Below are 12807 nucleotides of genomic sequence, written 5' to 3'. Positions count from 1 at the left end.
AGGGCGCCACGGCCGACACGCCGACTTTTGGAACCAGACGACCGGGACACGCCTCTGTTGAGTCAGACCGCGGACGGACACCGGACCGGCGACATACCCCGGGAGAGCCAGCCCCGAAGAGCGGCAGACGGTTCACGAGTCACCCGGCCCGGCGTCCTACGGCACGCTACGAGCGGCCAACCCGACCGCGTCCCGCTTCCCCCATATAAGTCGGCGGTTCAATCGTCTGCTGCCCCAGTTCGCGTCGTGCTTCCGCCACCGAGGGAGCCGTCTTCTTCCGGTCGGCGTACAGCTTCGTCAGCCTTTCGACCGCCGCGTCCTGGGTCCGATACCCGGTCTCCTCTCGCTGTTTTCCCCGAGCGTCGCGAAACCGGATGGGGTAGGCGTGCGGGCAACGGCTGGTCCTGGCGCAGTCACAGGGCTTGAAGAAGGAGCCCATGCCGCGGGCGAGCTGACGAGCCAAGGACCGACACCTTCCGAAGGACGGGTGGACCAGCGGACCCGGTCCTGCTGACGCGCCCCGCGGTCAGCAGGGCGGGGCCTCCCGCTCGCCGCTTGCTGGCCACTTGCTGACCTTGGCTCACCCAGCATGCACCTGACCTGCGGCAATGCCCATCCTGTGGATCTTCGGCAACAACGTCGAGGACCGGATGGGGCATGTGCGCTTCCTGCTGTTCTACCTCGTCTGCGGCTACGCGTCCGCATACGGATTCGCACTCACGAACACCGACGCCACCACTCCCCTGATCGGCGCCTCGGGAGCCATCTCCGGCGTCCTCGGCGCCTACCTGGTGCTCTACCCGAGGGCACGCGTCTGGGTCCTCGTCCCCTTCCTGATCTTCCTGCCGCTGCGGCTGCCGGCCTGGATCGTCCTGGGCCTGTGGTTCCTGCTGCAGGCGGCCTACTCCTCCGGCGCGGGCGTCACCGGCGCCGGAACGGTGGCCTACGCGGCCCACGTGGTCGGCTTCGTCGTGGGCATGCTGCTCGCCTGGCCCCTCAAGCCGGGCACTCCCCCACCGCCCGAACCGGGCGGCATCCGCTTCGGGCGGCAGACACGACGGACCTGGTAGGGCCACACGCCAGGAGCCAGGCAACCCAGGGGAAACCTGAAAGATTTCACATAAGCAACATGAACCCGCCCCGGGTTTGATGGAGACATCGAAGACCCGGAAGGATCTCGTTCATGCCTGCTCCCCGTAAGTACCCCGATGAACTCCGCGTCCTGCCCGGCTCACGAAGAGCCCCCAAGCATGTTGGACGTCTTGACCGATCTCCCAGGCGATCTCCGGATGGACGAGGTGGCGTGCTCTTCGGTGCCGGGAGCGGGAGTTACGGCGCGGCCGGAGGTGGAAGAACCTCCGGCCGGGCCTGACCGGCGGCGCCTCCCGCTCGACCTGTCTGATCCGGGGCGCGCAAGCAGGCAGCCCCAGGCCCTGCAAGTTCGACCTGAGAGTGCGGTAAGTGATGGTCTAGCTAATTTCGCACCACTTCGTCCCAGTGGGTAGCAGGCCCCTGACCTCGGCTGTCGAGCCAAACCGGGGAGCCGGAGCCGTGCGCTCGGCCAGGGCGGCGATGTTGATCATTCGACCGCCGGAATCACCCCGTTATGGCATGTCATCACATCGGTGTGAAACGGCAGGAAACATCACTTACCGCACTCTGAGAGGAATTCCTACTTCTTCAGGCCCACCGCCCCGACGGCGTGGCCTTGCTCTTGAGTGGTGTCCGCGGAGTCGGGGTCCGGGCGCCAGTCGGCAGACCTGACCAAGCCTGGTTCGACCAGTCGCAGCCCCTGCAGGAAGCTCCCGATGTGCTCGGGCGAGCGCAGATGGTACGTATTGACGGACTGTGCGTTGTATGCCTCGACGGCCACCTTGAGTGGTTCGCTGGTGGCCGTGCCGTCACTCAGGGCCACGTAGCTGCCCCGGGGCAGAGCATCGATCAGCTCGGCCACGATCCGCTCGGGCTCCCCCTCGTCCGAGACCTGACCCATGATGTTGAGCAGCATCAGGCCGACGGGCTGGTCGAAGTCCAGTGTGCGAGCCGCCTGGGTGAGGATCTTCTGCGGATCGCGTACATCGGCGTCGAGGTAGGCGCACTTTCCTTCCGGCGTACTGCTCAACAACGCATCGGCGTGGGCGAGGACGATGGGATCGTTGTCCACGTAGACGATCTTGCTTTCGGGCGCGATGCCTTGGGCGACCTCGTGGGTGTTGTTGGTGGTGGGCAACCCGGTGCCGATGTCGAGGAACTGGCGGATCCCGGCGTCGCGCGCCAGGAACCGCACCGCTCGTACCAGGAAGCGCCGTTGCACGCGGGCGATGGCTGCGAATTCGGGGAAGGTCCGGAGGATCAGGTCACCGGCCTGGCTGTCCACCGGGTAGTGGTTCTTTCCGCCGAGCAGGTAGTCCCACACACGCGCTGAGTGGGGTCGATCGGTCTGCAGTCTTCTGCCCCAGTCGTCTCGGTCAGTCATGATCGAAGCATGACATACGGTAGCCCTCTCTACGCTCAACTCCCCTGTTCGCACTGGTCGTTGCTCAAGTCCGATTCGGCTGGCATCTTCCATGTCGCCGGGCCGGACGCCGTCAGCCGTCACGAGCTCGGCGTGCTCATCGCCCAGCGCGACGGACGTGACGTCGCCCGGCTGCGCATGGGGTGCCGGGCGGACACGGGCCTGTCCGGGGCACTCGACATGCGCCTCGACAGCAGCGCCACACAGCAACGACTTCACCTCAGAGTGCGGTAAGTGATGTTTCCTGCCGTTTCACACCGATGTGATGACATGCCATAACGGGGTGATTCCGGCGGTCGAATGATCAACATCGCCGCCCTGGCCGAGCGCACGGCTCCGGCTCCCCGGTTTGGCTCGACAGCCGAGGTCAGGGGCCTGCTACCCACTGGGACGAAGTGGTGCGAAATTAGCTAGACCATCACTTACCGCACTCTCAGACCGCGTGGGGCCCGCACGTTCCTTTGCCTTCCTGCCGACCTTTCCGCGGCGGGATCGGCGGAGTGCGGTCCAGGCCATGCTTCCGGTCGTCAGGAGGAGACGGTGACGGCCCGCGGCATCCAGCTCGGCGTCCTGATGCCCGCTGGATGTACGGGCGCCACGCTCGTCCCTGCCTGCTCTGCGGCAGCCAATGCCTGCTCCCGAGTGCCTCGCTTGAAGGTTTCGGCTGAGCAGATCGGCATTCCCCCGATACGGCGTGCTGTGGCGTTGGTCGGGTGACGAGCGCTCGCACCTGGGAGAAGGCGTCGATGGGGTAGTCGGCGTGGCCCTCTCTGCCAGCCTTGGGTGAGATGCTGCGGCGCACGGAGGAGACCGGGCAGCGGCCTGGCGTGCTCGCCTTGGCCCGGCAGTTCTCCATGAGCAACACCACCTTCCGCCGTCACTTCCCGGACATCACCCGCGAGATCGCCAGGCCCGCGCCGTGATGGCGTCCCGCCGGACACCAGGTCCTGTCCTTGCGAGCATCAGGTTCAGCGGGCCGACTCGTCGACGCAGACCACCCGGCCGTCCGTCGGCGGGGTATCGCACATGGCCAGGACCCGGTGCGTCTTGGCGATGAAGTCCGGGTCGGTGGACGCCTTCCAGGTCGTGGCGGCCTGCCAGGAGACCTTGCCCTCGCGCAGGATGCGCCCCGGGCTCTCCCGGCTGATCGCCGGTACCACGTGCCGTTTGACCAGGTGGTCGGCGAGCTTGGCCAGGTTCCAGGTGGAGAACGCGGCGATGTTCCAGTCGGCGGGGGACGTCCGCGCGACCAGGCGGATGTGCTCACGCACCCGCTCACCGATCGTCTTCGGGCCTCCCCCGCTCCCTGTCGGGTCCAGTGCGTCGAACCCCCGTGGTCAGCGGGCGGTGACGGTGTGGACGTGGTCGACGAGGCGGGTCAGCGCGTCGGCGTCGGTGTTCGGCATGACGCCGTGACCGAGGTTGAAGATGTGGCCCTCGAGGCCCTCGGCCGCGGCCAGCACCTCGTCGGCCTTCGCCTCCACCGCCTGCGTGCCGGCGAACAGCACGGTCGGGTCGAGGTTGCCCTGGAGCGCCTTGCCGGGGCCGACGCGGCGGACGGCCTCGTCCAGCGGGACGCGCCAGTCGACGCCGACGACGTCCGCGCCGGCCTCGCCCATCAGGCCGAGGAGTTCGCCGGTGCCGACGCCGAAGTGGATGCGGGGGACGCCGTAATCGGCCACTGTGTCGAGGACCTTGGCCGAGGCGGGCAGCACCGAGCGCCGGTAGTCGGCCGGGGCGAGCGCGCCGGCCCAGGAGTCGAACAGCTGGACCGCGGAGGCGCCGGCCTCGAGCTGCACGGTGAGGAACGCGGCGGTGATGTCCGCGAGGCGGTCGAGGAGGTCGGCCCAGAGCTCCGGGTCGCCGTACATCATCGCCTTGGCGTTCTCGTAGGTGCGGGACGGGCCGCCCTCGATGAGGTAGCTGGCGAGGGTGAACGGGGCGCCCGCGAAGCCGATCAGCGGGGTGGAGCCGAGCTCGGCGGTCAGCAGGCCGTACGCCTCGGTGACGTAGGAGACGTCCTCCGGGGTGAGGTCGCGCAGCCGGGCCAGGTCGGCGCGGGTGCGGAAGGGCTGCTCGACGACGGGACCGATACCGGGCTTGATGTCGAGGTCGATACCGATGGCCTTGAGGGGGACGACGATGTCGCTGAAGTAGATCGCCGCGTCGACGTGGTGCCGACGGACCGGCTGGAGCGTGATCTCGGCGACGAGGTCGGGGCGCATGCAGGAGTCGAGCATCGCGATGCCCTCGCGCACCTTGCGGTACTCCGGCAGTGAGCGGCCCGCCTGCCGCATGAACCACACCGGAGTGTGCGGCACCGGCTCACGCCGGCACGCCTTGAGGAAGGCACTGTCGTACGTCTGGGTCGGCTGCTTGCCCCGCGGGCTGACATTGGCACTCACCCGGCCAGTCTCGCATGGTCCGCCGGCGACCCCGCAGGCCACCCGTGCACAGGCCCGCGCCATGTGGTGCGTCACACCCTGCGGCGCACCCCTCGGCACCCCGGCGTCACACCTCACGCCACGCCGGACACCGCGCCCCGCGCCACGCCGGTGCGACACGATCCGGACACCGTTTCCCGCCGTGGGTGTCCCTCCCCGCGCCGGGGCCCGCTTCCGCTTAACCTTCCCCGCATGGCTGCGGCTCAGGGACGACTGTCGGACGGCACGGGCGGAATGGACGAAGCGAAGGACACCGATGCGGATCTCGGGCTCGGGGACACGGCACTCCCGCTGCCCTTCCGGACCGCCGTCGACGCGTTGCGGGGCGCGCGGCTCCGACCGCAGATCGAAGTGGAGACCACCCCGGCGCCCAAACGGCTCGCCCCGTACGCGTACGCGCTGGAGGCGGCGGTCGTGGACGGCGACCAGGACCTGGCCGACGGCCGGCTGGTGTTGCTGCACGACCCGGCCGGGCACGATGCCTGGCGGGGCACCTTCCGGCTGGTGACGCTGGTGCGCGCGGAACTGGAGCCGGAGATGGCGGCGGATCCGCTGCTTCCGGAGGTGTGCTGGTCCTGGCTGACCGGTGCGCTCGCGGCACGCGGGCTGACGTACGGCGAGCCGAGCGGCACGGTCACGCGGGCGAGTTCGCACTACTTCGGCGGGCTGTCCGAGCGCCCTGCCGCCTCGCAGATCGAGATCCGTGCCTCGTGGACGCCGCGGGAGGGCCCGGACGGGGTGCCGGACACGGCCACGCATCTGGTGTCCTGGTGCGACCTGCTGGCGCAGGTGGCCGGGCTGCCGCCGGCCGCTCCGGGGGACGCGTCGGTGGTGACGCTGCCGCAGCGGAGGGGGCCGCAGTCGCGCTGAGACCTCCGCCCCCTTGAGTCCGCCGCACCGCCGAGCCCACCGCGGGCGCTGAACCCGCGGCCCTTGCCGTGCCGAGCCCTTCATGGGGCTCCCGGCGATCATCCAGACCGGTCTTCGGACCGGTCTCTTTGTCGTTCCCGGGCCGGTCACCGGAGCGCTCCCAGACCGGTCTCTTTGTCGATCTTCTCGGCCTCTCACCTTGTCGATCTCTTCGTGGCCTCTTTGGCGACCTTTTTGGGGATCTCTTTGTCGATACGGCCACTTTCGGAAGCGTTACGACGCAGACCGGAGCCGTTCGGTCTTCGAATGATCGACCGCGTGTCCGAATTGCGCGAATTGTTACTCACTGGATCGTGATCATTCTCTAAAGGAGACCGTGTTTGTTGCCGAAGACGACTGTGACCTTGAAAGCACGGTTGAGCCCGGCTCCGCCCCCACGAGCCGGCCCCGTCCCGCCGCCACCCCAGGAGGCCTGGTGTCCGTTCTCCTCGAGCAGCCCGCAAGCCTGGTCGCCTACCGCCCGAACAAGCCGACCGCCATGGTGGTCGTGGCCGACCCCCGCGTCCGCTCCACCGTCACCCGCCATCTGTGGGCGCTCGGTGTGCGCGACGTGATCGAGGCCTCGTCCGTCGCGGAGGCTCGTCCCCGCATCGGCAACCCCCGCGACATCTGCGTCGCCGACGTCCATCTGCCGGACGGTTCCGGCCTCACCCTCCTCTCGGAGACCCGGGCCGCAGGCTGGCCCAACGGCCTCGCCCTGTCCGCCGCCGACGACATCGGCGCCGTGCGCAACGCCCTCGCCGGCGGAGTGAAGGGCTACGTCGTCACCGGCACCCGCACCAATCTCGGACTTCCCTCCCGTCCCGGTGCCGCCCCCATCGGCGGCGCCCGTCTGCACCGCCGCCCCCCGGGTGCCCCGAGCCACCCGGGCGGCTACCGCGAACTGTCCGGCCGTGAGGTCGAGGTGCTGCGGCTGGTGGCGGAGGGGCAGTCGAACAAGGCCATCGGCGTCTCGATGGGCCTGTCCGCGCTGACCGTCAAGAGCCACCTCGCCCGCATCGCCCGCAAGCTCGGTACGGGCGACCGCGCCGGGATGGTCGCGGTCGCCCTGCGCACCGGCATCATCCACTGACCTCCCCGGCCGTACCGCCCCCTTCCCCTTCCACTCCCCCCTCCCCCTCCCCCTCCCCTCCGGTCGGCTTCCCATCGGCCGGGCATGCACCGGCCTGACTTGTTTACGACCCCCCGGGGCCCGCCGCCGGAACGTTCCGTCGGCAGGCCCCTTCACGGCATGGATACTCTTGACAGGTGACCGACGCCCACGACACCGCAGCAGACAGTGCCCTGCGAACCACCGGAGGCGCCCCTCCGGACGACGACGGATCTTCTGCTACGGAGGCGCCGATCCCCTTGCTCGAACCCCGCGAGGGCATTCCGCCCGTGATCACGGACGACGCCGCGCTCGCCGAGGTGATCGCCGCCTTCGCCGCGGGCACCGGCCCCGTCGCCGTCGACGCCGAGCGGGCCTCCGGCTACCGCTACGGCCAGCGCGCCTACCTCGTCCAACTGCGCCGCGAGGGCGCCGGGTCCGCGCTGATCGACCCCGTCGCCTGCCCTGACCTGTCGGGCCTGGGCGAGGCACTGTCCGGCGTCGAGTGGGTGCTGCACGCCGCCACGCAGGACCTGCCCTGCCTGCGCGAGATAGAGATGCTGCCCACCCGCCTCTTCGACACCGAGCTGGCCGGCCGTCTCGCCGGTTTCCCCCGTGTCGGGCTCGGCGCGATGGTCGAGAACGTGCTCGGCTTCGCCCTGGAGAAGGGCCACTCCGCCGTCGACTGGTCCACCCGCCCGCTGCCCGAACCCTGGCTGCGGTACGCCGCCCTCGACGTCGAGCTCCTGGTCGACCTGCGGGACGCCCTGGAGAAGGAACTGGACCGGCAGGGCAAGCTGGAGTGGGCGTGGCAGGAGTTCGACGCGATCGCGTCCGCGCCGCCGCCGGAGCCCCGCAAGGACCCCTGGCGGCGCACCTCCGGCATGCACAAGGTGCGCCGGCGCCGGCAGATGGCCGTCGTACGGGAGCTGTGGCAGACCCGGGACCGGATCGCGCAGCGCCGGGACGTCTCCCCGGGCAAGGTGCTCTCCGACGCGGCCATCGTCGAGGCCGCTCTCGCCCTGCCGGCCAACGCGCATGCCCTGGGCGCGCTGAACGGGTTCGGACCGCGCGTGGGGCGGCGTCAGCTGGAGCAGTGGCAGGCGGCCGTGGACCGGGCGCGGGCGCTGAGTGAGGCGCAGTTGCCGCAGCCCGGCCAGCCGGTGACCGGTCCCCCGCCGCCGCGCGCCTGGGCGGACAAGGACCCGGTGGCCGCCGCCCGGCTGTCCGCGGCCCGCGCGGGGGTGAGCGCGCTCGCCGAGCAGCTGAACATGCCGCAGGAGAACCTGATCACCCCGGACACGGTACGGAGGGTGTGCTGGGAACCGCCGCAGCCCGCCGGCCCGGAGTCCGTCGCGGCTGCGCTGGCGGGGTACGGGGCCCGGCCGTGGCAGGTGGAGCAGGTGACGCCGGTCCTCGTCACCGCGCTGGCCTCCGACGGTTCCGGGGAGGTCTGAGTGCCGTTGGCGGTGCGGGTTGTGGGCGGGTACGGGTGCGTTGTGGCTGGTCGCGCCCACGCGGCGGAGCCGCAAGTCGATACAGCCCCGCGGCCCCTTGTCAGCACCGCCGTGTCAGCACCGCCGCCCTGACCGCCTGCGGCGGCACCCCCTACTTCCGTCGCCCCCTCATGAAGCGCTGGAGGGTCAGGAAGACGATCAGGGTGGGGAGGATGACCAGGATCGCGCCTGCCGAGATGGTTTCCCAGTGGGCTCCGAAGGGGCCCTTGAAGCGGAACAGAGACGGCGAGATCACGCCAAGATCATCGGATGGCATGTAAAGGAATGGGATGGAGAAGTCGTTGTAGACGTTGATCCCCTTCACGATCACCACCGCCGCGATCGCCGGTTTGAGGAGCGGGAGGATCACCTTCCGGTAGACCGTGAACGCGTTGGCGCCGTCCAGGAGTGCCGCCTCGTCGAGGGAGACGGGGATGGAGCGGATGAACTGCAGGAAGATTGAAGTGCTCTCCCGGCTGAAGCCGGGAGATTCCTGCCTACCTTGCGGCAGCGGGCTTGACGCGCTGCGCGCGCCTGACGACTGCCCTCCCGGCAGCCGGGACGAGCGCGAGGCCCGTCCGGTACAGGTGCAAGACGTTGCGGGCCGCGTTGTGGTCGGCGTTGCCCGACCAGCCGCAGTCCGGGTTCTTGCACACGAACACGGCCTGGGACTCCCGGCTGCCGGGCGTGATGAAGCCGCATGCCGAGCAGCGCCTGGAGGTGTGCGGTGCGGGGACCTGGTGCAGGGTGCCGCCGTACCGGGCGGTCTTGTACGTCAGCAGGGTGACCGTGCGCCCCCAGGCCTCCCGGCTGATGGAGCGGTTCAGCCCGGACTTCTGGGCGACGTTCTTCCCCGGTGCTTCGATGGTTCCCCTGGCGGACTTGACCATGTTCGGGATGGTGAGTGCTTCGACCACGACGGTGGCGTAGGTGCGGGCGATGGCGGTGGTCGTCTTGTGCTGCCAGTCCAGGGCCCGGCGCTTGGCTTTCGCGCGCAGTCCTGCGATCCGGTCATAGGTGCGGTGCAGCCGGCCGCTGGTGCGCTCGCCGGGTTTGCGGTGCTGTTTGCGCTGCGCGGCGCGCTGCTCCAGGTGGAGAAGCCTGGTTTTCTCCTTGTTGGTCAGCCATTCGCCGTGCTCGTAGGTCTCGCCGTCCGAGCAGGCGATCGGCACGGTGATACCGACGTCGATGCCGATGTCCGGCCCCTGGTGAGGCTCGGGCCTGGCCTGAAGGGTCTGGACGCGGAAGGCGATGTGCCAGCCGAGCGCGTCCTTGACCAGGCGTGCTCCGGTGACCCGGTTCTCCGCGTTAGCGTGTTTGCCGACCGGTAGGTCCTTGGTCCAGCGGAAGCGGACCCGGCCCACCCTGGGAATGTTGACCATGCCCCAGCGGCGGTGCACCCGGACGATGTTCAGGTCCCGGCCCTGCGGGATGTCCACGGACATCACCGTGCGGATGCGGCTCTTGAAGTTCGGGGCGTCGGCCCGGTGCTCCCAGCAGTTCTTCCACGCCCGGAAATACGTCTTGAGTACCGCTTGCGCGGCCTGCGCGGGAAGGACGGCAAGGAAGTCGATGTCCTTACGGGCCCGGCGGATCGCGGCGTCCGCGTGTTGGAGTGTCCGCTCCTGCTTCGGCATCATCTGCCACCAGGCGTGCAGCAGGTTCCACAGGGTACGGGCCGCGTGCGCCTGGTCATCGGTCTTCGACACCTCGGAAGGCGACAGTGCAAGCCGGGCACGGTGCCCGAACTGCCGCTTGACCGGGGTGTCTCGACTCACGATCGAGAGAATAGCCAGGGTGGGTGTCACCGCGCCGGCACCCTGACCCCGATGTCGGAACCGGCCGCCATGTTGTTTACCACCTGCATGTTCACTTGATTTTTGTTACGAAGTACCGGCGGAATGCGTTCACCGATGCCATGCTGACCCGCACTGAGGAGATCATGCGGGAGGTCTGTACCGGCTTCGAGGCCGGGCTGAAGCAGTTCAACGGCGAACAGGACCACGTCCACCTGCTCGTGCACTACCCTCCCAAGGTCCAGCTCTCCAAGCTGGTCGACTCCCTCAAGGGCGTCAGCTCCCGCAGGCTCCGCCTGGGGGCACCTCCCGGCCGAAGGCTGGGGGGAGTACACCACGCGTGTCCGCCGGTACCTGTGGGGCGGACACTTCTGGTCCGGCTCCTCCTTCGCAGGATCGTGCGGCGGGGCACCCCTGACCGTCGTCAGGCAGTACATCGAAAGCCGGCAGCGTCCCGGCTGACCGTCAACCCGGAGACGAAGAGCACTCCGGCGCTCCGCGCCTCCGGGCCAAGGATGGCCTTCACCCCTGCCCTGAAGGGCGGAGCACTGGCCAAGATCAGAGGTAGATCGACACGATGTCCGTGCCGGGGTCCCCGTAGTAATCGCCGCAAAAACAACGGATACGACTGCGACGGCTTCTGAGCTGCCGTGACGTATCCGGTGACCTCGCCCCGGCCTTGACGGAACGAGCCGTGCGCCCGTCCACTTCAGCCGCGCAGGGCGAACGGCGTGCCCGCCGCCGTTCGCCGTGGGCGGCCATGGAGGGGCCGGGGCACCGGCGGACCACCTGTGTCTCGGCGGCGTCCAGGTCCACGGCCGGGTGGGCATGGGGCGGCGGGCGGTGTCGCCGACCTTGAGCAGGAGGGCGATGAGCAGCCAGTTGGCGACCGAGGCAGGCGTGACGCCCGCGGGCAGGCGAGGGGGTGTCGGCTCCTCAGGTCCGGGCGGCCGCGGTCACGGCCTGCCGGGCCGCCCGCTCCACCAGTGAGATGCCGTCGCTCATCGACGCGCTGCCGTCCGACAGCACGGCGACGAGGTAGTGGTGTCCGTCCACCGTGACCCGGCCGACGCTGTTGACGTCCCAGAGCCCGGTGGTGGTGCGCTGCAGCCAGCCGTTCTTCAACGCGTACTCGGCGCCGGAGGCCGCCGAGACACCCCACGCCTGGTCGCTCGCGATACGGCTCATCAGGGTTTGGATGTAGGCCCGGGACTCCTTGTTCAGCGGGGAGCCGGTCTTCGACGTCGCAGCGCTGTCGAACACGGAGAGCAGGAGCCTGATCCGGTCACTCGCGGTCGTCCGCGTCAGCCCCCACTTCGTGTCGGGGCCACCCTTGGTCGAGGTCAGTCCCAGGCGCTTGTTGGCCGCCTCCAGGCCCGGTGCCTGGCCGATCTCGCGCCACAGGGTGCTCGTCGCCGCGTTGTCGCTGTTCCGGATCATCGGTTCGGCCAGCGCGCGTTCATGGGCGGTGAGATGCCGGCCCGCGTCCTGAGCCTGCAGCAGCAGCGCCGCGAGAATGTCGACCTTGATGATGCTGGCGGTGTCGTACAGGGCGTCCTCGCCGTACAGCAACGGCTTCCGGCTCCCGCCGTCGAGGCTGAGCACCGCCGCTGTCACGCGCGCCTTGCTCTGGGGCTGCACCGCGGCGTAGACGTCGGCTGTGGCATGGGTCTGCTCCGACGGCGCGGGCGCGGCGACCGCGGGTGCCGCGTGCAGCGCACCGAGGGAGAAGAGGGTCGTCACCGAGGCCAGGAGCACACCGGCGCAACTGCCACGGCGCCTGGCTGAGGTCTTCGAATGCGGCATAGAACACGGGTAGGACATGGTCGGGCAGGCCTCGACAATGGGTCGACAAAGGGGAACTGCACGGCAAAGGTAGACAAATTGCGCGCCAGGCGAAGTGACCCCCGTCACTGCGAACCCGTTTCGACCCGAATTGTGAGAAGGCCCATAGGCCTGGTGGCCGGCGAAAGCGCGGACCTGGTCAGGAGCCGCGCGACAGCCGGCGTGCCCGGCTGCCCTTTGATCAAGTGGCGCACCAGGCACCCTCGATGACGCCGGTGGCGATCGGCCGGCCGCGTTCCAGGGCGGTGTCGTAGCGCAGGTGTTCGGCCTTGCCGGTCAGGTAGTTCACGGCCTCGTCGATGCCCTCGCGCTTGGCGCCGCGCAGGCCGGCGGCGCGGGCGGCCGCCTTGAGCGCGGCGGCGGTCCGGTGCACGCCGCCGCCCAGCAGGACGCGGACGTGGCAGGCGACCCAGGCCTCGGCGGAGGCATCGCCGGTGTCGTGCAGGCACCAGGCCGCTCGCCATAGATATCGGGGTCCGGGTAGGAATGGACCAGGAAACCGGTGTTGCTGTCAGAAGTTTTGACAGGCCGTGATCTGCGGCGGTTGTAGTTGAGGTGCAGGAAATCCCGGTGAGATTGATCTTGCCTCTGTTCAGTCCTCTGGCTGGTGGTCCCAGAGGTGCACGGTCTCGCCGGACTTGAGTGACTTGTCGGCTGGTCCCTTGATAGGGGCGGGCACGATGCGGTCTTC

Annotated in this window: 11 protein-coding genes and 3 pseudogenes; 7 read left to right on the top strand and 7 right to left on the bottom strand. The window is 69.4% G+C overall.

Translation table 11 applies throughout. The annotated features are described in order from the left end of the window. Positions 1-608: 608 nt before the first annotated feature. A pseudogene (locus ACFPZI_RS26050) lies at positions 609-1070 on the top strand (rhomboid family intramembrane serine protease); the annotation flags it as partial. 602 nt (positions 1071-1672) lie between these two features. Here the strand turns inward: ACFPZI_RS26050 and ACFPZI_RS26045 are convergent. Then, a complete protein-coding gene (locus ACFPZI_RS26045; protein ID WP_381367543.1) occupies positions 1673-2476 on the bottom strand; it encodes an SAM-dependent methyltransferase in 804 nt (267 codons plus the stop codon). A 9-nt stretch (positions 2477-2485) separates the two neighbouring features. On the opposite strand from ACFPZI_RS26045, the gene ACFPZI_RS26040 reads away from it, so the two are divergent. Continuing rightward, complete coding sequence (locus ACFPZI_RS26040; protein WP_381367541.1) at positions 2486-2749, top strand: hypothetical protein; 264 nt, start codon at positions 2486-2488, stop codon at positions 2747-2749. A 554-nt stretch (positions 2750-3303) separates the two neighbouring features. Then, the gene (locus ACFPZI_RS26035; protein ID WP_381367538.1) at positions 3304-3438 is read left to right on the top strand and encodes a hypothetical protein; all 135 of its coding nucleotides are present in this window, start codon (positions 3304-3306) and stop codon (positions 3436-3438) included. A gap of 45 nt (positions 3439-3483) precedes the next feature. On the opposite strand, the gene ACFPZI_RS26030 is transcribed toward ACFPZI_RS26035, so the two are convergent. Both ACFPZI_RS26030 and hemE read right to left on the bottom strand, forming a co-directional pair. Continuing rightward, positions 3484-3786, bottom strand: coding sequence for a hypothetical protein (locus tag ACFPZI_RS26030; protein WP_381367535.1), 303 nt, complete (start codon positions 3784-3786; stop codon positions 3484-3486). Between the two features lie 66 nt (positions 3787-3852). Beyond that, entirely contained in the window at positions 3853-4920 is a 1068-nt protein-coding gene (gene hemE, locus ACFPZI_RS26025) for a uroporphyrinogen decarboxylase (protein WP_381367532.1), read from the bottom strand. A 231-nt stretch (positions 4921-5151) separates the two neighbouring features. Between hemE and ACFPZI_RS26020 the strand changes: the two genes are divergently transcribed. The 3 genes from ACFPZI_RS26020 to ACFPZI_RS26010 all read left to right on the top strand — a co-directional run bounded on the left by ACFPZI_RS26020 (position 5152) and on the right by ACFPZI_RS26010 (position 8436). Further along, positions 5152-5829, top strand: a complete 678-nt coding sequence (locus tag ACFPZI_RS26020; RefSeq protein ID WP_381367529.1) for a DUF3000 domain-containing protein — start codon at positions 5152-5154, stop codon at positions 5827-5829. Between the two features lie 475 nt (positions 5830-6304). Continuing rightward, positions 6305-6961 carry a response regulator transcription factor gene (locus ACFPZI_RS26015; RefSeq protein WP_042164084.1) on the top strand — a complete coding sequence of 219 codons (657 nt, stop codon included), beginning with the start codon at positions 6305-6307 and terminating at the stop codon, positions 6959-6961. Between the two features lie 176 nt (positions 6962-7137). Further along, positions 7138-8436, top strand: coding sequence for a ribonuclease D (locus ACFPZI_RS26010; RefSeq protein ID WP_381367526.1), 1299 nt, complete (start codon positions 7138-7140; stop codon positions 8434-8436). Between the two features lie 151 nt (positions 8437-8587). Here ACFPZI_RS26010 and ACFPZI_RS26005 read toward each other — a convergent pair. Then, positions 8588-8944 (bottom strand): annotated as a pseudogene (locus tag ACFPZI_RS26005) (ABC transporter permease subunit); the annotation flags it as partial. Positions 8945-8972: 28 nt separating this feature from the next. Then, positions 8973-10253 (bottom strand): RNA-guided endonuclease InsQ/TnpB family protein, encoded by a 1281-nt coding sequence (locus ACFPZI_RS26000; RefSeq protein ID WP_381367523.1) that lies wholly within the window; start codon positions 10251-10253, stop codon positions 8973-8975. Between the two features lie 23 nt (positions 10254-10276). Between ACFPZI_RS26000 and tnpA the strand changes: the two are divergent. Then, positions 10277-10733 (top strand): annotated as a pseudogene (gene tnpA, locus ACFPZI_RS25995) (IS200/IS605 family transposase). Positions 10734-11207: 474 nt separating this feature from the next. Here tnpA and ACFPZI_RS25990 read toward each other — a convergent pair. Together ACFPZI_RS25990 and ACFPZI_RS25985 are read right to left on the bottom strand one after the other, a co-directional pair. Then, a complete protein-coding gene (locus tag ACFPZI_RS25990) occupies positions 11208-12077 on the bottom strand; it encodes a serine hydrolase (RefSeq protein WP_381367520.1) in 870 nt (289 codons plus the stop codon). 220 nt (positions 12078-12297) lie between these two features. Next, positions 12298-12489, bottom strand: coding sequence for a hypothetical protein (locus ACFPZI_RS25985; protein ID WP_381367518.1), 192 nt, complete (start codon positions 12487-12489; stop codon positions 12298-12300). Between the last annotated feature and the right edge of the window lie 318 nt (positions 12490-12807).

The organism is Streptomyces chlorus, assembly GCF_042655885.1.
GTDB classification, from domain to species: domain Bacteria; phylum Actinomycetota; class Actinomycetes; order Streptomycetales; family Streptomycetaceae; genus Streptomyces; species Streptomyces chlorus.
This window is presented reverse-complemented; position numbering and strand designations above follow the sequence as displayed.

What these genes read in the sequence shown, in the direction of transcription:
- ACFPZI_RS26040 (WP_381367541.1), top strand. Translation starts at nt 2,486, where the DNA reads ATGACATACGGTAGCCCTCTCTACGCTCAACTCCCCTGTTCGCACTGG.
- ACFPZI_RS26045 (WP_381367543.1), bottom strand. Translation starts at nt 2,476, where the DNA reads ATGACTGACCGAGACGACTGGGGCAGAAGACTGCAGACCGATCGACCC.
- ACFPZI_RS25990 (WP_381367520.1), bottom strand. Translation starts at nt 12,077, where the DNA reads ATGCCGCATTCGAAGACCTCAGCCAGGCGCCGTGGCAGTTGCGCCGGT.
- ACFPZI_RS26020 (WP_381367529.1), top strand. Translation starts at nt 5,152, where the DNA reads ATGGCTGCGGCTCAGGGACGACTGTCGGACGGCACGGGCGGAATGGAC.
- ACFPZI_RS26035 (WP_381367538.1), top strand. Translation starts at nt 3,304, where the DNA reads ATGCTGCGGCGCACGGAGGAGACCGGGCAGCGGCCTGGCGTGCTCGCC.